The organism is Pseudomonas sp. S2_A02, from assembly GCF_054668495.1.
The window spans coordinates 2,342,692-2,362,232 of sequence record NZ_CP162776.1; the positions used below are offsets into that span (position 1 = coordinate 2,342,692).

Below are 19,541 nucleotides of genomic sequence, written 5' to 3' on the forward strand. Positions count from 1 at the left end.
CCGCGCTGGCGTGATCCGCCAGTCTCCCCACCTGAAAATCTCAAAACCGTCATCAGCGGTTCGCTGGCAAACCTCGAATTCGAAGTGGATGCAGATCCACGGGGCTCGAGCGGGAAAATGACTCCACCAGTGAAATGCGTATCAGGTTTTTAGGAGCGCTGTAATGCCTGACATCTATCACTTTTTCCAACAGCTGGTTAATGGTCTGACCATTGGCAGCACGTATGCCCTGATCGCCATCGGCTATACGATGGTTTACGGCATCATTGGAATGATCAACTTCGCCCACGGCGAGGTGTACATGATTGGCTCTTACGTGGCGTTCATCGCCATCGCCGGGCTGGCCATGCTGGGACTCGAGAGTGTCCCGTTATTGATGACCGCCGCTTTCATCGCGACCATCGTTGTTACCAGTGCCTACGGTTACAGCATCGAACGGATCGCCTACCGCCCCCTGCGCGGCAGCAACCGTCTGATCCCGCTGATCTCCGCCATCGGCATGTCGATCTTCCTGCAGAACACGGTTCTGCTGGCGCAAGACTCCAAGGACAAATCCATCTCCAACCTGATTCCCGGCAATTTCTCCATCGGGCCAGGTGGCGCACATGAAGTGCTGATTTCCTACATGCAAATCGTGGTGTTCGTGGTGACCCTGGTCGCCATGCTCGGCCTGACGCTGTTCATCTCCCGTTCTCGTCTGGGTCGCGCCTGCCGCGCCTGTGCCGAAGACATCAAGATGGCCAACCTGCTGGGTATCAACACCAACAACATCATCGCCCTGACCTTCGTCATCGGTGCCGCACTCGCGGCCATCGCGGCCGTGCTGCTGAGCATGCAATACGGCGTGATCAACCCGAACGCCGGTTTCCTGGTCGGCCTCAAGGCCTTCACCGCAGCCGTATTGGGCGGTATCGGCAGCATCCCCGGCGCGATGCTCGGCGGGCTGGTGCTTGGGGTGGCGGAAGCCTTTGGTGCCGATATCTTCGGCGACCAGTACAAGGACGTCGTGGCGTTCGGTCTATTGGTCCTGGTGTTGTTGTTCCGGCCAACCGGCCTGTTGGGCCGTCCGGAGGTTGAGAAAGTATGACTAGGAATCTTAAACAGGCGTTGTTCAGCGCCTTGCTGGTGTGGGCTGTTGCCTACCCGGTACTCGGTCTGAAACTGACCATTGTCGGCATCAACCTCGAAGTCCATGGCACCAGCACTGCAACGCTGATCACCATCGCCGTATGCTCGGTGCTGATGTTTCTGCGGGTGTTGTTCGACCAGCAGATCAGTTCGGCCTGGAAAGCCTCGCCCAACCTGCCGGTGATGCCGGCCAAGGCCAGTACTTTCCTGACCCTGCCGACCACTCAGCGCTGGATCATCATCGCGTTGATCATCGGTGCGCTGGTCTGGCCGTTCTTCGGCTCCCGCGGGGCGGTGGACATCGCTACCCTGGTGCTGATCTACGTGATGCTAGGCCTGGGCCTGAACATCGTGGTCGGCCTGGCCGGCCTGCTCGACCTCGGTTACGTCGGTTTCTACGCTGTGGGCGCCTACAGCTACGCGCTGCTGTCGCACTACTACGGCCTGAGCTTCTGGATCTGCCTGCCGATCGCCGGGATGATGGCGGCCACGTTTGGCTTCCTGCTCGGCTTCCCGGTACTGCGTTTGCGCGGTGACTACCTGGCCATCGTGACCCTGGGTTTCGGTGAAATCATCCGGCTGTTCCTGCGTAACCTGACCGGCCTCACCGGCGGCCCGAACGGCATCAGCAACATCGAGAAGCCAACGTTCTTCGGCCTGACCTTCGAACGCAAAGCCGCCGAAGGCCTGCAGACGTTCCACGAGTACTTCGGCCTCGAATACAACTCGATCAACAAAGTGATCTTCCTTTACCTGGTGGCGTTGTTCCTGGCGTTGTTCGCCCTGTTCGTCATCAACCGCTTGCTGCGCATGCCCCTGGGCCGTGCCTGGGAAGCGCTGCGTGAAGACGAAATCGCCTGCCGTGCGCTGGGTCTCAATCCTACGATCATCAAGCTGTCGGCCTTCACCCTGGGTGCCTGCTTCGCCGGTTTCGCCGGTAGCTTCTTCGCCGCGCGCCAGGGCCTGGTGACACCGGAGTCCTTCACCTTCATCGAATCGGCGACCATCCTCGCCATCGTGGTGCTGGGCGGCATGGGCTCGCAACTGGGCGTTGTGCTCGCCGCTACGGTGATGATCCTGTTACCGGAAATGATGCGTGAGTTCAGTGAATACCGCATGTTGATGTTCGGCGCCTTGATGGTGCTGATGATGATTTGGCGTCCTCAAGGTCTGCTGCCGATGCAACGCCCTCACATGGAGCTGCGCAAATGAGCCGTGAGATCCTTAAAGTAGACAACTTGAGCATGCGCTTCGGCGGCTTGCTGGCGGTCAACGGCGTAGCCCTGAGCGTCAAAGAAAAACAGGTGGTGGCACTGATCGGCCCCAACGGCGCCGGCAAGACCACCGTGTTCAACTGCCTGACCGGTTTCTACAAACCGAGCGGCGGCAGCATCCTGTTGGACGGCGAGCCAATCGAAGGCCTGCCCGGCCACAAGATCGCCCTCAAAGGTGTGGTGCGGACCTTCCAGAACGTGCGGCTGTTCAAGGACATGACCGCGGTCGAGAACCTGTTGATCGCCCAGCACCGTCACCTGAACACCAACTTCCTGGCAGGTCTGTTCAAGACGCCGGGCTTTCGCAAAAGCGAACGCGAGGCCATGGAGTTCGCCGAGTACTGGCTGGACAAGGTCAATCTCAAGGCGTTCGCCAACCGTCCGGCCGGCACCCTGGCCTACGGTCAGCAACGTCGTCTGGAAATCGCTCGCTGCATGATGACCCGTCCGCGGATCCTCATGCTCGACGAACCGGCAGCCGGCCTGAACCCGAAGGAAACCGAAGACCTCAAAGCGCTGATCAGCATGCTGCGTGAAGAGCACAACGTCACCGTGCTACTGATCGAACACGACATGAAACTGGTCATGAGCATTTCCGACCACATCGTTGTGATCAACCAGGGCACGCCGCTGGCCAATGGCACGCCGGAACAGATCCGCGACAATCCTGAAGTGATCAAAGCCTACCTGGGGGAAGCGTAAATGCTGCAGTTCGAAAACGTTTCCACCTTCTACGGCAAGATCCAGGCGCTGCACAGCGTCAACGTCGAAGTCCGCCAGGGCGAGATCGTGACCCTGATCGGCGCCAACGGTGCCGGCAAGTCGACCCTGCTGATGACCCTCTGCGGTTCGCCGCAAGCCCACAGCGGCAGCATCCGCTACATGGGCGAAGAGCTCGTCGGCCAGGACTCGTCGCAGATCATGCGTAAAAGCATCGCCGTGGTCCCGGAAGGTCGTCGGGTGTTTGCCCGTCTGACCGTGGAAGAGAACCTCGCCATGGGCGGATTCTTCACCGACAAGGGCGATTATCAGGAACAGATGGACAAGGTCCTCGGACTTTTCCCACGCCTGAAAGAGCGCTTCGCCCAACGCGGCGGCACCATGTCGGGTGGTGAACAGCAAATGCTCGCCATCGGCCGTGCGCTGATGAGCAAGCCCAAGCTGTTGCTGCTCGACGAGCCATCACTGGGCCTGGCACCGATCATCATCCAGCAGATCTTCGACATCATCGAACAACTGCGCAAGGACGGTGTAACGGTGTTTTTGGTGGAGCAGAACGCCAACCAGGCACTGAAAATCGCTGACCGTGCCTACGTGCTGGAAAACGGCCGGGTGGTGATGACAGGAACAGGTGAAGCGCTGTTGACCGACCCGAAAGTGCGCGAAGCGTATCTTGGTGGTTGAGTGATTGCGGCAAACAAGAAAACGGCCTTCGGGCCGTTTTTTTATGACTGCCCCCCACCTGACAACAATGCCCCCCTGTGGGAGCGAGCAGGCTCGCTCTCACAGGGGATTTTTGGTGTTTTGGGGGAGTGTGTTTAATCAGTGCGTATTTTTTAATCATAAACGCCGCTTGATCTACAGATACCTTATTAATATATTTGTATCCACAGACAAAACCAAAGTGATTACCATGACAGCAACCCTCCAAGCACAAGCATTCACAAAAGACCACTGCGTGACTGGCTTGCGAGCTGCTGTCGGCATACTCGAAAAGTGGCAGGCGTCGAGCGATCAGGCCTGTCGTATCCTGCGCATTTCCCGCAGTACGTACTCCCGGGCAAAGCAGCGCGATCCCGATTGGTCCGTCAGCCTGGATTCAGACCAGATGCAGCGCATTAGCTTTATTCTCAACATCCACGCCACGCTGCGCCTTGTCTTTGATAACCCTGAAAACGTCTATGGTTTTCCGGCGATGGCGAACGAAAACGAGTTCTTCAACGGGCGTACCCCACTCGAAATCATGTCTCAGGGGGATATGATTTCCCTGTATGAGACGTTTCGGCGAATCGACGTGCTGCGAGGCGCACAATGGTGATGGTGAGCCAATTGGCGACATTGCCCGGTGAGCAGTTGCAGGCCTATCGATTGGTCAATTCAAAGTTTCCGCCCATCGCGTTGTTTGACGACGTGGCGGACGCGGACGAATTTGATGTTCTGTACCAAATACAGACCCTCACAAACCCGAGGCTGCAAAATGAGGTCGGTCGGCTTGAGCTGATACCGCGTGCGCAGATTCCTTTTGGCATCCCTGGATGCTCTTACGCAACAGCTCCTTTCACCCACATCAACCCAGCTGGTTCGCGTTTCAGCGATGGCAGTTTCGGCGTGTTGTACTTGGCCGCCTCGATGGAAACCGCGTTGGCTGAGGTGCAACACCATCAGAATCAGTATTGGTCGAAAGTCCAGAATCTCAATTATGAGAGGTTTGTTTTCCGGGGGTTATCCTGCACTTTCGTTGACGAAGCAATGAAGGATGCCGTCTCCATTTCGATGAACGATCCTGTCTACGATCCCGTCGATTACACGCACTCCCGTCGCTTGGGAAAGGCAATCAAGGATGCTGGGTGGCTGGGTCTGCGGTACAACTCCGTGCGCATGCCTGGCAACTACTGCTGGGCGCTGATGACCCCCAGCCCCGTCTCCTCAGTCATTCAAACAGCTCACTATGAAATGATCTGGAATGGCCAGATCACCGGTGTCAATAAAATCAGCGTTGCCTGACCGTGGTGCCGGCGCGGTAGACGCTCACTGTTATACCGCCATCGCGAGCAGGCTCGCTCCCACAGGGGTTGCCGATCGTTCCCACGCTCTGCGCGGGAATGCCTCAATGGACGCTCTGCGTCCGCTTGGGACGCGGAGCGTTCCGGGCTGCATTCCCACACGGAGCGTGGGAACGATCAGTGAAGCAAAAAGTTTTGGAGTGAGCTGTAACGCATCGCCCTGTCGTTTCTCTAGAGCAGTAAGCAAGCACGAACGCTTGCCAAACCAAGCTCAATTTCGGAGAAACATCATGACTGCTACCACCCGCACCCTGTCCGCCACCGCCCTGGTTCTGGCCCTCGGTTCTGCCTTGAGCATTGCCGCTGTCTCCACTGCCCATGCCGCTGACGCCAACATGGAAAAATGCTTCGGCGTGGCCATGAAAGGCCACAACGATTGCGCCGCAGGCGCTGGTACTACTTGCGCCGGCACGGCAAAAACCGATTACCAGCCAAATGCTTTCAAACTGGTTCCGAAAGGCACCTGCGCCACTACGATGAGCAAAACCTCGCCCACCGGTTTCGGCCAGATGGAAGCCTACAAAGCCAAGTCGTAATCAGTCCCCAGCCTGAGTGTCGACCATGAACCATTCATCTTCCGGGCTCCCGCCCCGCTCCGGGCTGGGGCTCAAGACCGAGCACTTTCGTGAAGTGCTCGGTGCACAACCGGACATCGGTTTCTTCGAAGTCCACGCCGAAAACTACATGGTTGCCGGCGGCCCGTTTCATCATTTTCTGGGGTTGATCCGCGAGCAATATCAGCTATCGATACACGGCGTTGGCCTGTCCATCGGTGCCGAAGGTCCGCTGGATCTTCAGCACCTGCAAAGGCTTGCCGCGCTGATCGAACGCTATCAACCCCGATCCTTTTCCGAACACCTGGCCTGGTCCAGCCATGGCCCGGTGTTTCTCAATGACCTGCTGCCCCTGGCCTACGATGCGCCGACGCTGAACCGCGTCTGCGAGCACATCGATCAGGTGCAGAGCACCCTCAAACGCCCAATGCTGCTGGAGAACCCGGCGACGTATCTGGCGTTCCAGCGCTCGACAATCGATGAAGCCGACTTCATCAGCGAAGTCATTCATCGCACTGGCTGCGGCCTGCTGCTGGACGTCAACAACGTCTACGTCTCCTGCATCAATCACCAAAGAGATCCGCTGGCCTACATCGACGCGCTACCGCTGCACGCAGTGGGAGAGATTCATCTGGCCGGGTTTGCCGAAGACACCGACAGCCTCGGCGACCGTCTGCTGATCGACGATCACGGTGCGCCCATCGATAACGCGGTGTGGGCGCTGTATGGGCGGGTGCTGGAACAGGTTGGCCCGATTGCCACGCTGATCGAGCGCGATAACCGGTTACCGGCCTTCAGCGTGCTGCACGCCGAAGCCCGTCAGGCTGATGAGTTACTGCATTGCGCGGGGGGTCGGCGATGAGCACTCAAGCCGCGTTTGCCGCCGCCCTGCTCGATCCGCAACGGCCCTGCCCCGAGGGTTTGTTCAGCGCCAATGGTGCCGATCCCGCCAGGCGTTTCGCGGTGTATCGCAACAATGTGCAGAGCTCGCTGATCAACGCCCTGGCCGACAGTTACCCGGTGGTTTTGCAGCTAGTGGGCGATGAGTTCTTTCGGGCGATGGCGGGGCTGTATGTGCAGAGTTACCCGCCTCAAGGCCCACTCATCAACGACTACGGCAAGGACTTCGCCGAGTTTATCGACAGTTTTGAACCGGCAGCCAGCGTGCCTTATCTGGCCGACATGGCGCGGCTGGAGCGGTTGCGCGTTCAGGCCTATCACGCGGCCGATGCGCAGCCCCTGAGCCATGGGCAGATCGCCGCCGCGCTGTCGGACCCGCAGACGCTGAGCGAGCTGACAGTCGGGTTTCATCTCTCGCTGAATCTGCTGACTTCAGCTTTTGCCGTGGTCTCGATCTGGGCAGCGCATCAACAGGACGCGACGCTGGCCGGGATCGACCTCGACCACGGGCAGCACGCGCTGGTGTTGCGCAACGATCTGGAGGTTGAGGTCTTTGCCATCGACCACAGCGCCAGCACCTTCATTCAGCACCTGCGAAACGGCCAATCGCTGACCCAAGCGTTAGAGACCGCGCCCGCCTTCGATCTCAGCCAAACCTTGGCGCTGCTCATCAGCCACGACGCCATCACCCACTTGCACCACAAGGTATCGCCATGAACGCCCATCGAACCCCCATCGCCCGCGTCATCGCGCTGCTGGAAAAAATCCCCCACAGCCTGATCGCTTTTATCGCGCGTTTTTCCATTGCCGCGGTGTTCTGGAAGTCCGGGCAAACCAAGGTGGAAGGCCTGGCCATCGACTTGATCGAAGGCACCTTTGAACTCGGCGTACCAAGGCTGGCGGACTCGACTATTCCGTTGTTCCAGAGCGAATATCACCTGCCGCTGCTCTCCCCGGAACTGGCAGCGCACCTGGCGGCCTTCGCCGAGCATTTCTTTCCGGTGCTGATTCTGATCGGCTTCGCCACACGTTTTTCGGCGGTGGCACTGCTGGGTATGACGCTGACTATTCAGCTGTTCGTGTACCCCGATGCCTATCCGACTCACGGCACCTGGGCGGCGGTGCTGCTGTACTTGATGACGACCGGGCCGGGCAAGTTGTCGATTGATCATCTGATTGCCCGACGTTACGCCCGCTAATCCCTACCTCAGAACTCCAGACAATGGAGATCCAAATGTGGGAGCGGGCTTGCTCGCGAATGCGGTATCACATTCGACAGATATGTTGGCTGACACACCGCTTTCGCGAGCAAGCCCGCTCCCACAGGGGTTGCGTGGTGAGACGTCATCGTTGAAGCCGATCCAACGCCTCGCCGCTGCGCTTGAACCAACCGATCAAATAATCCGCCAGCACTTGGGTGCGCTTCGGCAAACCGCCCTGATACGGATGCACCAGGTACATCGGCATGCTGCGGGTCTGATAATCGCGCAGGAGCCAGCGCAAACGCCCGTCAGCCAATTCCTCTTGCAGCAAGTACGACGGCAAACGCGCAATGCCCGCATCCGCCAGCGCGGCTTTCTTCAAGAGGTTGTAGTGGTTGCTGGCGAACGGCCCCGACACCCGCACCCGCAGTAACTCGTGCTGTTGGTGATAGAGCCATTCTTCGCGACCGCTGTAATGGCTGTTGAGCAGGCAACGGTGTTCCGCCAGGGCCTGCGGCGTCAGTGGTTCACCGAATCGCTCAAGGTACGCAGGGCTGGCGCAGGTCATCTCGTGCCAGGCCAGCAGCGGTCGGGCGACCAGGCGTTCGTCGTTGGCCACTTCCGAGCGGATCGCCAGATCGAAACCGTCCCGGGACAGGTCGCGGTAGTTATTGTTGAGCTCCAGTTCGATCTGCACCTCGGGGTACTGCCGGGAAAATTCCAGCAGTGCACCATCAAAGAACGTTTCCCCCAATGAAACCGGAACCGTTATCCGCACCGGACCGGCCATGTCGTCTTTCAACCGCGCCAAGGCCTGACGCGCACGCTCAACTTGAATCACCAATGCCTGGGCTTGCGGCAACAACGCCGCGCCCGCCGCCGTCAGGCTCAAGCGGCGCGTGGTGCGTTGCAGCAACACCACGGCAAACCGCGTTTCCAGCAGGCTGATGCGTTTGGAGAGTTGCCCTTTGCTGCAACCCAGTTGCTGGGCGGCCAGGGTGAAACTGCCCGCCTCGATCAATACCGCGAACGCCGCCAGGTCGTCCATTTCGCTCATGGATTGTTTCCATTTGAAAACCAAAGGTTGCCTATTAGCACGCTTATCAATGGAAAAAACCACTCTAAACTTGAACTTCAATCCAACCCATTCAGGTACAGCACGATGAAAATTCTTTTGATTGGCGCCTCTGGCACCGTCGGTTCGGCCATTGACCATGAACTGTCCCAGCGCCACGAAATCGTCCGTATCGGCCGTAAAAGCGGTGAGTTCCAGGTCGATATCAGTGACAGCGCCTCGATCCGCAAACTGTTCCAACAGACCGGCAACTTCGATGCGCTGATCTGCGCCGCCGGCAGCGTCAACTTCGTGCCGCTGGCGACCATGACTGAACAAGACTTCGAGCTCGGCTTGCGGGATAAGCTGATGGGTCAGGTCAACCTGCTGCTGATCGGCCGGGAATTCGCCAATGACGGTGCGTCATTTACCTTCACCACCGGCATCCTCAGCCATGATCCGATTCGCACCGGCAGTTCGGCCTCGATGGTTAATGGCGCGCTGGACAGCTTCGTCCGTGCAGCGGCGATCGAACTGCCACGCGGCTTGCGCATCAACTCGGTCAGCCCGAACGTGCTGGTCGAAGCCATGGGCAGCTACGCTCCGTACTTCCGTGGTTTCAAACCGGTTCCCGCCGCCGAAGTGGCGCTGGCCTACGCCAAGAGTGTGGAAGGCTTGCAGACCGGCCAGACCTACCGCGTCGGCTGAACCTGGTCAATATGGCACCCGCGACGATCATTCAATCAATGTGGGCAGCAGTTTTTTTGCAATTGATCGCGACATCGCAATCCTGAACTGCGCCCCCAGAACCGAATGCACCGTCGCTGTACTTATCGGATGGCCATTGATCGATAAGGTCAATGGCTGGCCCAACGACTCACGACTGATTTTTTGTATACGCTCGGTGGCCTGCGGACTCAACGTGACTGCCAACATGACGTGATCCGGATTGGCACCGTCGTTATCCTTCAGTAACATTTCCATCCTGATAAAGTCGGCGGCCGACGAGAAATCAATCTCGCCAGCATGGCTCGCCCCGGCGCCCACCATCGCCAATAGCACCATCCAGATCTTCCAGCTCATAACGCCTCCCTCCTATCCTCATCACGTTTCCAATGCTGGGTAACTTACCTGTCAGGACCAAGGCTTGCGCGCAGAAACAATACACAGAATGTTGCTAACGTCACCGGTGACTGACGCCGGATGAATACTCACCTTGTGATCGCCGGCTGGGCTCAGTAACGTGGCGACACTTGTCAGGAGACTCAAAGATGCGTGTTGCCCGTTCCTTAGTGCTTGTTGCCCTGCTTCCGCTGTTCGCCGCCTGCCAGTTGCTTGATGGCCCGCGAGAAAGTGCTTCCCATGTGGGCCAGACCCGCATGCAGGGCCAGTTGACGGCGGCCGACGGCAAGCTGCTGTTCCAGCCGTGCAATGAGCAGCGCAGTTATGTGGTCAACGACACCGGCGGCACCAGCGTCCTGCAAGAGGCCGCGACCCTGGCCGATGATCAGGGCAAGTTGTTTGCCGACATGCGTGGCCGGATCGTTGCCAGTGGGGCCGATAGCCGACTCGACCTGGAGCAGCTGTACCGCGTCGAACGCTCGGGCACGGCATGCGACGATCCCAATTTCAAACTGCTGATCCTGCGCGCCGCCGGCCATGGCCCTGAATGGAACGTCAAAGTCAGCGGCAAAGGCATGGTCATCGACCGCGCCGGCCAGCCGCCCCTGGCCCTGCCGTACGTTGAAGAGCAACTGGGTGATGGCCGCTTCAACCTCAGCACCGAAGCCAATAATCAGCGCATCGAGCTCTGGGTCGCACCGCAACGTTGCGTCGACAGCAGCACCGGCAGCGTGCAGCACATGAGCGCCGAGCTGCGCATCGATGGCCAGGTGCAACGCGGTTGTGGGTATTTTGGCGGATCGCGTAACGACTGATCGTTTTTGCCTCACGGGGATCATCCTTTGAGGCTTATAATCGCGGGCTTCACACGCCTTGGCGCAGTTGTGCGCCCCGCGAACCGGATCCCGTCATGTTACGAATCACCGAACTCAAGCTGCCGATCGACCATCCCGAAGAAGACCTGCGCCCTGCCATCCTGCAGCGCCTGGGCATCGCCAGTGATGACCTGCTCGATTTCACCTTGTTCAAGCGCAGCTACGATGCGCGCAAAAAGTCCTCCGAACTGTGCTTCATCTACACCATCGACCTCAACGTTCGCGATGAGGCGTCAGTGCTGCACACATTCGCCGATGACCGTAACGTCAACGTGGCGCCGGATGTCAGCTACAAAGTGGTCGGCCAGGCGCCGGCCGACCTGAGCCAGCGCCCTATCGTGGTCGGGTTCGGCCCCTGCGGGATCTTCGCCGGGCTGCTGCTGGCGCAAATGGGCTTCAAACCGATCATCCTCGAACGCGGCACCGAAGTGCGTCAGCGCACCAAGGACACCTGGGGCCTGTGGCGCAAAAGCGTGCTCAACCCCGAATCCAACGTGCAATTCGGTGAAGGCGGCGCGGGTACGTTCTCCGACGGCAAGCTCTACAGCCAGATCAAGGACCCGAAATTCATCGGTCGAAAAGTCTTGCACGAGTTCGTCAAGGCCGGCGCGCCGGAAGAAATCCTCTACGTCAGCAAACCGCACATCGGTACGTTCCGTCTGACCGGTGTCGTGGAAAACATGCGTGAGCAGATTCGCGCCATGGGCGGCGAAGTGCGCTTCCAGCAGCGCGTCACTGACGTCTTGATCGAGGACGGCCAATTGGTCGGCGTCGAACTCAATGGCGGCGAGCAGATCCATTCGAAACACGTGATTCTGGCCCTCGGCCACAGTGCCCGGGACACCTTCCGCATGCTCCACGGTCGTGGCGTGTACATGGAAGCCAAGCCGTTCTCGGTGGGTTTTCGCATCGAGCACCCGCAATCGCTGATCGACCGCGCGCGCCTGGGCAAATACGCCGGGCACCCGAAACTCGGCGCTGCCGACTACAAACTCGTGCATCACGCCAGCAACGGTCGTTCGGTCTACAGCTTCTGCATGTGCCCGGGCGGCACCGTAGTGGCGGCGACCTCCGAACCGAACCGCGTGGTCACCAACGGCATGAGCCAGTACTCGCGTAACGAGCGCAACGCCAACTCCGGGATCGTCGTCGGAATCACCCCGGAAGTCGATTATCCGGGCGGCCCGCTGGCCGGCATCGAGTTGCAGGAGCGCCTGGAATCCCACGCCTTTGTGTTGGGCGGCAGCAATTACGAAGCGCCAGCACAATTGGTCGGTGATTTCATTGCAGGAAAACCGTCGACTGAATTGGGCAGCGTCGAGCCGTCCTACAAACCGGGGGTTGCCTTGGGCGATTTGGCCCTGGCTTTACCGGCATTCGCTATCGAAGCGATACGCGAAGCCTTGCCGGCGTTCGAGAAGCAGATTCGTGGCTACTCGCTGCACGACGCCGTGTTGACCGGGATCGAGACGCGCACGTCATCGCCGCTGCGGATTACCCGTAACGAGTCGATGCAGAGTTTGAACGTGAAGGGCTTGTTCCCGGCCGGTGAAGGCGCGGGTTATGCGGGCGGAATTCTGTCGGCGGGCGTCGACGGGATTCGGATTGCTGAAGCAGTGGCCCGAGACATCCTAGGTCTTGAAGCCTGACCCCATTTAAATGTGGGAGCGGGCTTGCTCGCGAAAGGTGGATCAGCCAACATCTCTGTTGAATGTGAAACCGTATTCGCGAGCAAGCCCGCTCCCACATTTTGGACTTCGGTGTAGTCAGATGTTCGCGCGTAGTACCGTCGATGGCAACGGCTCGCCGCGCTCGACACTCGCCGCCACGGCATCCATCAAACCACTCAACTCATACCCTTGGGCTTTGAGCCAGGCCTGATCGTAATAGGTGGTGGCATAGCGCTCGCCGCCATCACACAGAATCGCCACGATCGACCCCGACTCCCCCGCCGCCACCATCTGCTGGGCGGCCATCAAGGCGCCAATCAGGTTGGTCCCGCTCGACCCGCCAACCCGTCGCCCCAAATGCTGCGCCAGGTAATGCATGGCCGCCAGCGACAACGCGTCCGGCACTTTGACCATCGCATCGATCACCTTAGGCAGGAACGACGCTTCCACTCGCGGCCGACCAATGCCTTCAATCCGTGACCCGCAATCCAGACGCAGGCTGGCATCGCCGGTCTGGTAATAATCGAAGAACACCGAACGCTCGGCATCGGCGCACAACACGCGGGTGCAGTGCTGGCGATAACGCACGTAACGGCCGAGCGTCGCGGTGGTGCCGCCGGTGCCGGGGCTGGAAATCAGCCAGCTCGGTTCTGGGTGCTGCTCGAAACGCATCTGCTGGAAGATCGATTCGGCGATGTTGTTGTTCGCCCGCCAGTCGGTGGCGCGCTCGGCGTAGGTGAACTGGTCGATGAAATGCCCGTCATGTTCGCGAGCCAGGCGTTCGGACTCGGCGTAGATCTGCGTCGGATCGTCCACCAGATGGCTCTTGCCACCGTAGAAAGCGATCTGCGCGATCTTTTCCTTGGACGTGGTCGCTGGCATCACCGCAATGAACGGCAACCCCAGCAAGCGGGCAAAGTACGCCTCGGAAATCGCCGTCGAGCCGCTGGAGGCTTCGATCACCGGCGCACCGGGTTTGAGCCAGCCGTTACACAGGGCATAGAGAAACAACGAGCGCGCCAGCCGATGTTTCAGGCTGCCGGTGGGATGGCTCGACTCATCCTTGAAATACAACTCGATGCCCGGCAACCCCGGCAGCGGCAAGGGGATCAGGTGGGTATCGGCGCTGCGCTGGAAGTCTGCTTCGATGATCCGGATGGCTTCGCGGGCCCACTGTCGGTTGTCGCTCATGATGGTTTTCTCGTTGAATCAGGCAAAGAGTCGGCCTTGTCGCAAGGCTCAGCCCACAAGCTTAGGAAAGAACCTACATCATGCACAGATACAGCTGAGGTCCAATACGTCCGGCAACTGCTAGGCTCAGGCCTTTGCTGACCGTCCGCGTTGTAACGGCATATAACAAAAAAGAATATAACTTTTGTTTTAACAACTAACGGTACGGGTTAGGGTGTGCCACCTTTTGAATTCATCGATGGAGAGCGACCTTGCCTCTGCGTAGCACGTTCACGCGTTTCTTTCAGTTGGAAGCTGCCAGCGGTCTGTTATTGATCGCCGCGGCCGCTCTCGCCCTGATCATCAACAATTCATCACTGTCGTGGCTCTATAGCGGCCTGCTGGATACCCCCGTGGTGGCGCAAATTGGCGCGCTGAAAATCGCCAAGCCGCTGCTGCTGTGGATCAACGACGGCCTGATGGCCCTGTTCTTCCTGCTGATCGGGCTGGAAGTGAAGCGCGAAGTCCTCGACGGCCAGCTGTCGAAACCGTCGCAGATCGTCCTGCCCGGCGCGGCGGCGATTGGCGGCATGGTGGTGCCGGCGCTGATCTACTGGTTCCTCAACCGCGACAATCCGTCCGCCTTGGGTGGCTGGGCCATCCCGACCGCCACCGACATCGCCTTCGCCCTCGGCGTACTGGCCCTGCTGGGCAAACGCGTGCCGGTGTCGCTGAAACTGTTCCTGATGACCCTGGCGATCATCGACGACCTGGGCGCGATCATCATCATCGCGATCTTCTATTCTGGCGCGTTGTCGACCTTATCCCTGGCGTTGGCCGCGGCCTGCATCGCGGCCTTGATCGGGATGAATCGACTCGGCGTGGTGAAGCTCGGGCCGTACATGATCATCGGGCTGATACTCTGGGTCTGCGTGCTCAAGAGCGGCGTGCACGCCACGCTGGCCGGCGTGACCCTGGCCTTCTGCATTCCACTGCGCACGAAAAACGCCGAGCCTTCGCCGCTGCTGACCCTGGAGCATGCCCTGCACCCGTGGGTGGCCTACGGCATCCTACCTCTGTTCGCCTTCGCCAACGCCGGCCTGTCCCTGAGCGGCGTGACCGTCGAAAGCTTCACCCACGACGTGCCGATGGGCATCGCCGTCGGCCTGCTGCTGGGCAAGACGGTCGGCGTGTTCGGCCTGACCTGGCTGGCGGTGAAAATCGGCATCGCCGCCCTGCCCCAAGGCGCCAACTGGGGCCAGGTGCTGGGCGTGGCGATCCTCTGCGGCATCGGTTTCACCATGAGCCTGTTCGTCGGCTCCCTGGCCTTCGTGCCCGGCAGCAGTGAATACGCCGGGATGGATCGAATGGGGATTCTGACCGGCTCGATACTGGCGGCATTGATCGGTTATGCGGTGACGGCGGCGGCGAGTCGCAAGAGCACTGCACCTGTTTTCCTGAGCGAAAAAGAACACTCTTAACGACATTCAGGATTCGTCCTACAGCCACGATTAGCCATGTTCGTTAACGTCGCGCAGCCCTCTTTCGGGGGTTGCCGATAGACGAGCGAAAGGACAATCAGTGGCTGGCAACAAGGACATCCCGCGGGTTAAAAACCCACCGTCAGGCGACGGGCATCACATCACCCACCGCTACATGACGGCCACCGAACTGGCCGAGCGCGATGCCAGGCAAACGCCTACGACGCCATGCTGGCGAGGCAGCAGGCCTTCGAAGACAGCCTTCAGGTCGCTGCGAAAAAGGACGACGTTGTCCGCGTGGGATGCGTGTTCGCCAAATCCTGCAAACTGCCCGATGCAATCATCGACTACACGAATCCCTCCGGCGTTGTTCCGACTGACAGTCTGAAAGACTACGGCGAGCTGGTTCTGCTTGGTGCTCGCGAGGCCGATGAAAGTGGCGTCGTACCGCTGAAGAAAATCAGTGGCACCGCGATTCCGGCGGGTTTCGGCAGCTTTGCTTTGGCCGGCTCGGCGTTTGCCGCACTGCCCGCAGTCGCCGCCAGCACCGCTGCGGCCACCCTGGCAGGCTTGGTGGCCCTGGTCATACCGTCGAGCCTTGGCGACAGCTCGCTCTACACCGAAGACCAACTGCGCACCCTTAAACAGGCCCGCACTCGCGTTCGCCTGCGAGTCGAACAACAGGCTGACGGCAGTCTCAAGGGATACGGGTTCTACACCGGCAAAAACCGTGACTGGGAGATGGTCGATGTCGTGCAATTCACCTTGCGTGGCAGTCAGCAGATGGCTGATCTTGGGGACGGCATCGAACTGATCTGGACACCGGCGGAGGATGGTTCAAACATCCTTGGCATCCCCGCGCTGGAAGCCGCACCGCAAGCGCCGCACATCTGGGTTTACCCGCCGACGAAGGCGGCTGACAGCATCATCGTGAATCCGGTGTACCCGCCTGAGTACAAGGATTTCATTCTGGTGTTTCCGGCGGATTCGGGGGTGAAGCCGTTATACGTAGTGGTGGCAAGGCCAATCAGTGGTGACCACGGTTATCATCCTCCGCCAAAGGTTCTGCCGGCATTTCCCGATGCTATCCCTGTTCAGACTAAAGGAAATCGAAAACGCTGGGAAAGTAAGAAGCGCATTTATGAGTGGGATTATCAACATGGCGCCGTCGAAGTGTACAACTGGGCCGGGGATCACTTAGGGGAGTTTGATGCAAAAACTGGCGAACGGACAGGAAAAGCAAAACCTGAAAGATGGACTTCAACAAAGTAATGATGAGGGACAAGAATGATATTTATCGCAATTACCGGATTTTTCCCGGAGCCGAATCCCGACAATTCATTGCAATATGAAAAGGATGTGCCGCAAGCCTTAGAGACGGCAGTGTTGAAAGTCATGGGCTGGTCAACCTTGTGGGATGTACCTATGGGTGAGCACACACTCTCTCCCGATCAAGCCAATGCGATTTTGGACTTGGTGGGTGATCCCTTAAGAGAAGATCTGATTTATTACATGGGACTCTGTAGCAACGACTAAAGATATTGAATCTGACATAACTGACGAAACCAGACACAAAAAACCCCGACCAGTCACCTGATCGGGGTTTTGTTTTACCCGTTTCCGCTTAGTGCGCAACGCGGCTCGTACCATCAACAGTGGCGATCCGCACCCGCTCACCCACGCGGAACACTTCGTTTGGCTGAACTTCCTGTACGTAGGCGCGCATGCTGCCATCGTCTTCGCGCACGGTGATTTCAACACCTTGAGTGCGGGTCAGGCCTTCTTCGGCAGCCGAGCCCATCAGGCCGCCGGCGACAGCGCCGATGACCGCGGCGACGATGCTGCCACGACCGCCGCCGATGGCGCTACCGCCGACACCGCCCACGACTGCGCCGGCGGCGCTGCCGATCGGGGTTTTGGTGCCTTCGATTTTCACTGGGCGCAGGGCTTCGATGGTACCCATGCGAATCGTCTGCACACGACGCGCTTCGTCACGGGAGTAGGAGTCACCGGTCAAGCTCGATTGGCAGCCAGTGAGCAACATCGCCATCGTGGAAAAGGAAGCAACCAGCAGAACAGACTTACGCATAGCATCAAACTCCATAGGACAGGTATCCATTAAACTCCGCAGCTTGACGCCTGTCACGACATCGCCCGGATAAAATTGGTTTCATTCAGGCCAAGTACAGGCGCTTTATCGAACCCACACACAGTAGCGTCAAATTACAAAATCTGCGCCACCGACCCAAGGATTTTCATGGATTACTTCATCATTGTCGTCACGACCGTCGCCGGCTTGTACTTCCATTGGTGGCTTTACGTGCGGATCAAACGCTGGATGGACCGCGATCTGGCGTTGTCACTGGCGGGTAAAGACCAACAGAAAAGAGCCTTTATGCTCCAGCAACTGGCGAACGCTCAAACGCAGAAGATCAAGCGGCGGGACCTGCCTCAGTGGCTTGAGGCGGCTGCGGCAGGGTATCCCGATCGGTAGACTGCCTACGGTGCCAGGCGCTCACGAATCCAGTCAGCGCCCTGCAAGCGGTAGTTGAGGCGATCGTGCAGACGGCTCGGACGGCCCTGCCAGAATTCGATGCGCTCGGGTAGCAAGCGATAGCCGCCCCAGTGCTCGGGGCAGTGAGGCTGAGTGTCGCTGAAACGTTGCTCGGTGTTCTTGAGCAGCGCTTCCAGTTCGCCGCGATCAGCAATCACCCGGCTCTGGGGCGAGGCCCAGGCACCGAGACGGCTGCCCAGAGGACGAACCTGATAGTAGGCGTCGGACTCTTCAGGCGTGACCTTCACCACCCGCCCTTCGATGCGTACCTGGCGCTCCAGGGCTGGCCAGAAGAACGTCATGGCCGCAAATGGATTGGCGGCCAGTTGCTGACCCTTGTCGCTTTCATAGTTGGTGAAGAAGGTGAAGCCCTGCTCGTCCAAACCCTTGAGCAGCAGGATGCGGCAATGCGGCCGACCGTCCTGATCGACGGTGGCCAGCGTCATGGCATTCGCCTCTACCGGCACCTGCTCGGTTTTCACCGCATCGGCAAACCACTGATGGAACAGCGCGAACGGCTCGGCCGGGGCTTGCGCCTCGGTCAGGCCATCTCGGGTGTAGTCGCGACGCATATCTGCCAAGGGCCGGGTCATGGCGCATTCCTTTTGGTTAACGAATCACTGCTTTGTGGCGTCGGCGGTGGCGACTTTCTTGGTGTCGGCAGCGGCTTTGGCGGGCGCAGTCTTTTTCACCACTGCTTTTTTGGCTGGAGCCTTGGCGGCCGCTTTCTTGGCCGGTGCCTTTTTCGTCGCCGGCACAGCCGCTTTCTTCGCAGCTGGTGCCGAGGTCACAGGCTTGGCCACTGGTTTGATGTCTTGCGCAGCGACCATGGTTTTCATCGGTGCAGGAGCCGGCATGTTGTACTTGCTCAGCAACGCGACCATGGTGTTTGCCGGCGTCACCAACAGCTCGACGCGACGGTTCAAGGCACGACCTTCGGAACTGTCGTTGGCGGCACGCGGAGCCTCACCACCCATGCCGCGCAGCATCAGGCGATCACGCTGCAGACCGCTGAGACGGAAGATCGCCGCCACTGCCTGGGCGCGCTCTTGGCTCAGCTTCACGTTGGCCGGTGCGGCGCCCGACGTATCACTGTGACCGAGTACCAGCACGGCGGTCTTTGGATCGACTTCGAGGATTTTCGCGACACGGGTAAACGGGCCGAGTGTTACCGGCAGCAGCATGGCCGGACGATCGGGATTGAACGAGCCTTCTACCGGTGCCGTGACAACCAGCACGTTTTCACGGCGCTCAAGTTTCAGATTGCTGTCCTTGATCGCCTCGCGCAGACGCGGTTCGTAGTCGTCGAGCCAGGCCTGGGTGACTTTCGGGTCGGGCATCGGCACGGCTTTGGCGGTGCTCTGCTCCTTGCCGCCGAACGGCCACCACCAGTTGCCACCGGCATCGGCTTCAGCCTTGGCCACAGCAGCCGGTTTGGCTTCAGGTTTAACTTCCGGCTTCACGTCCAGTTTGGCCACTTTGTCGGCAGCGTCATCGGAACCGAACGGCCAGTACCAAGGGGATGCACTGTCAGCCTTGGCGACGGGTGCTGTTGCAGCAGGTTTCAGCGGGGCCGGCGCCGGCGCTTTGGTCGCAACCTTGTCGGAAGAGCCGAACGGCCACCAGCTGCCGCCGTCTGCGTCATTTTGTGGGGTTTGTGCGCAACCGGTGATAGCGAAGCACAGGGCCAGGGCGAGAGTTTTATTGGATGACATTGGATATCCACAAAATGAAGTAATGAAAAATCAGACCGGGTTAGCCCGGATAAACAGCG

The 19,541-nt window shown here is 59.3% G+C and carries 22 protein-coding genes and 1 pseudogene; 17 read left to right on the forward strand and 6 right to left on the reverse strand.

Annotation, left to right across the window (positions count from 1 at the left end):
- Positions 1-163: 163 nt before the first annotated feature.
- The 10 genes from livH (at position 164) to AB4O41_RS10820 (ending at position 7,838) form a co-directional block, all read left to right on the forward strand.
- Complete coding sequence (gene livH / locus AB4O41_RS10775; RefSeq protein ID WP_460147708.1) at positions 164-1,087, forward strand: high-affinity branched-chain amino acid ABC transporter permease LivH; 924 nt, start codon at positions 164-166, stop codon at positions 1,085-1,087.
- A complete protein-coding gene (locus tag AB4O41_RS10780) occupies positions 1,084-2,340 on the forward strand; it encodes a high-affinity branched-chain amino acid ABC transporter permease LivM (RefSeq protein WP_460147709.1) in 1,257 nt (418 codons plus the stop codon). Before livH ends, AB4O41_RS10780 begins: the two co-directional genes overlap by 4 nt.
- Positions 2,337-3,104 carry a high-affinity branched-chain amino acid ABC transporter ATP-binding protein LivG gene (gene livG / locus AB4O41_RS10785; protein WP_460147710.1) on the forward strand — a complete coding sequence of 256 codons (768 nt, stop codon included), beginning with the start codon at positions 2,337-2,339 and terminating at the stop codon, positions 3,102-3,104. Before AB4O41_RS10780 ends, livG begins: the two co-directional genes overlap by 4 nt.
- Positions 3,105-3,806, forward strand: a complete 702-nt coding sequence (locus AB4O41_RS10790; RefSeq protein ID WP_030128348.1) for an ABC transporter ATP-binding protein — start codon at positions 3,105-3,107, stop codon at positions 3,804-3,806. It abuts the gene before it with no gap.
- A 229-nt stretch (positions 3,807-4,035) separates the two neighbouring features.
- The gene (locus AB4O41_RS10795; RefSeq protein WP_460147711.1) at positions 4,036-4,440 is read left to right on the forward strand and encodes an antitoxin Xre-like helix-turn-helix domain-containing protein; all 405 of its coding nucleotides are present in this window, start codon (positions 4,036-4,038) and stop codon (positions 4,438-4,440) included.
- Entirely contained in the window at positions 4,434-5,126 is a 693-nt protein-coding gene (locus AB4O41_RS10800) for an RES family NAD+ phosphorylase (RefSeq protein ID WP_460147712.1), read from the forward strand. The genes AB4O41_RS10795 and AB4O41_RS10800 overlap by 7 nt, the downstream gene beginning before the upstream one ends.
- 289 nt (positions 5,127-5,415) lie before the next feature.
- Positions 5,416-5,721 (forward strand): BufA1 family periplasmic bufferin-type metallophore, encoded by a 306-nt coding sequence (locus AB4O41_RS10805; protein ID WP_123360549.1) that lies wholly within the window; start codon positions 5,416-5,418, stop codon positions 5,719-5,721.
- Positions 5,722-5,746: 25 nt separating this feature from the next.
- Positions 5,747-6,601: an MNIO family bufferin maturase gene (gene bufB, locus AB4O41_RS10810; protein ID WP_460147713.1), complete on the forward strand. Its 855-nt coding sequence runs from the start codon at positions 5,747-5,749 to the stop codon at positions 6,599-6,601.
- Complete coding sequence (locus AB4O41_RS10815) at positions 6,598-7,356, forward strand: HvfC/BufC N-terminal domain-containing protein (RefSeq protein ID WP_460147714.1); 759 nt, start codon at positions 6,598-6,600, stop codon at positions 7,354-7,356. Before bufB ends, AB4O41_RS10815 begins: the two co-directional genes overlap by 4 nt.
- Positions 7,353-7,838, forward strand: a complete 486-nt coding sequence (locus AB4O41_RS10820) for a DoxX family protein (RefSeq protein ID WP_460147715.1) — start codon at positions 7,353-7,355, stop codon at positions 7,836-7,838. Before AB4O41_RS10815 ends, AB4O41_RS10820 begins: the two co-directional genes overlap by 4 nt.
- Before the next feature lie 145 nt (positions 7,839-7,983).
- Here AB4O41_RS10820 and AB4O41_RS10825 read toward each other — a convergent pair whose 3' ends face one another.
- Complete coding sequence (locus AB4O41_RS10825) at positions 7,984-8,898, reverse strand: LysR family transcriptional regulator (protein ID WP_460147716.1); 915 nt, start codon at positions 8,896-8,898, stop codon at positions 7,984-7,986.
- A gap of 105 nt (positions 8,899-9,003) precedes the next feature.
- Here AB4O41_RS10825 and AB4O41_RS10830 point away from each other — a divergent pair, with 105 nt between their 5' ends.
- Entirely contained in the window at positions 9,004-9,603 is a 600-nt protein-coding gene (locus tag AB4O41_RS10830) for a short chain dehydrogenase (RefSeq protein WP_460147717.1), read from the forward strand.
- A 27-nt stretch (positions 9,604-9,630) separates the two neighbouring features.
- On the opposite strand, the gene AB4O41_RS10835 is transcribed toward AB4O41_RS10830, so the two are convergent.
- Complete coding sequence (locus AB4O41_RS10835; protein ID WP_460147718.1) at positions 9,631-9,978, reverse strand: hypothetical protein; 348 nt, start codon at positions 9,976-9,978, stop codon at positions 9,631-9,633.
- Between the two features lie 188 nt (positions 9,979-10,166).
- Between AB4O41_RS10835 and AB4O41_RS10840 the strand changes: the two genes are divergently transcribed.
- Positions 10,167-10,832 carry a COG3650 family protein gene (locus AB4O41_RS10840; protein ID WP_460147719.1) on the forward strand — a complete coding sequence of 222 codons (666 nt, stop codon included), beginning with the start codon at positions 10,167-10,169 and terminating at the stop codon, positions 10,830-10,832.
- Positions 10,833-10,927: 95 nt separating this feature from the next.
- A complete protein-coding gene (locus AB4O41_RS10845) occupies positions 10,928-12,541 on the forward strand; it encodes an NAD(P)/FAD-dependent oxidoreductase (RefSeq protein WP_460147720.1) in 1,614 nt (537 codons plus the stop codon).
- Positions 12,542-12,658: 117 nt separating this feature from the next.
- Here AB4O41_RS10845 and AB4O41_RS10850 read toward each other — a convergent pair whose 3' ends face one another.
- Entirely contained in the window at positions 12,659-13,756 is a 1,098-nt protein-coding gene (locus tag AB4O41_RS10850) for a PLP-dependent cysteine synthase family protein (protein WP_460148328.1), read from the reverse strand.
- A 248-nt stretch (positions 13,757-14,004) separates the two neighbouring features.
- On the opposite strand from AB4O41_RS10850, the gene nhaA reads away from it, so the two are divergent.
- The 3 genes and pseudogenes from nhaA to AB4O41_RS10865 all read left to right on the forward strand — a co-directional run bounded on the left by nhaA (position 14,005) and on the right by AB4O41_RS10865 (position 16,749).
- Positions 14,005-15,213: a Na+/H+ antiporter NhaA gene (gene nhaA, locus AB4O41_RS10855; protein ID WP_460147721.1), complete on the forward strand. Its 1,209-nt coding sequence runs from the start codon at positions 14,005-14,007 to the stop codon at positions 15,211-15,213.
- A gap of 100 nt (positions 15,214-15,313) precedes the next feature.
- Positions 15,314-16,485, forward strand: a pseudogene (locus AB4O41_RS10860) (S-type pyocin domain-containing protein).
- A 15-nt stretch (positions 16,486-16,500) separates the two neighbouring features.
- Positions 16,501-16,749 (forward strand): pyocin S6 family toxin immunity protein, encoded by a 249-nt coding sequence (locus tag AB4O41_RS10865; protein WP_460147722.1) that lies wholly within the window; start codon positions 16,501-16,503, stop codon positions 16,747-16,749.
- Between the two features lie 88 nt (positions 16,750-16,837).
- Here AB4O41_RS10865 and AB4O41_RS10870 read toward each other — a convergent pair whose 3' ends face one another.
- A complete protein-coding gene (locus AB4O41_RS10870; RefSeq protein ID WP_095054089.1) occupies positions 16,838-17,302 on the reverse strand; it encodes an outer membrane lipoprotein in 465 nt (154 codons plus the stop codon).
- Positions 17,303-17,470: 168 nt separating this feature from the next.
- Here AB4O41_RS10870 and AB4O41_RS10875 point away from each other — a divergent pair, with 168 nt between their 5' ends.
- The gene (locus AB4O41_RS10875; protein ID WP_052966960.1) at positions 17,471-17,707 is read left to right on the forward strand and encodes a hypothetical protein; all 237 of its coding nucleotides are present in this window, start codon (positions 17,471-17,473) and stop codon (positions 17,705-17,707) included.
- A gap of 5 nt (positions 17,708-17,712) precedes the next feature.
- Here the strand turns inward: AB4O41_RS10875 and pdxH are convergent, their stop codons facing one another.
- Together pdxH and AB4O41_RS10885 are read right to left on the reverse strand one after the other, a co-directional pair.
- Positions 17,713-18,360: a pyridoxamine 5'-phosphate oxidase gene (gene pdxH, locus AB4O41_RS10880; RefSeq protein ID WP_460147723.1), complete on the reverse strand. Its 648-nt coding sequence runs from the start codon at positions 18,358-18,360 to the stop codon at positions 17,713-17,715.
- A gap of 24 nt (positions 18,361-18,384) precedes the next feature.
- Positions 18,385-19,482: an OmpA family protein gene (locus tag AB4O41_RS10885; protein ID WP_460147724.1), complete on the reverse strand. Its 1,098-nt coding sequence runs from the start codon at positions 19,480-19,482 to the stop codon at positions 18,385-18,387.
- Positions 19,483-19,541 lie beyond the last annotated feature (59 nt).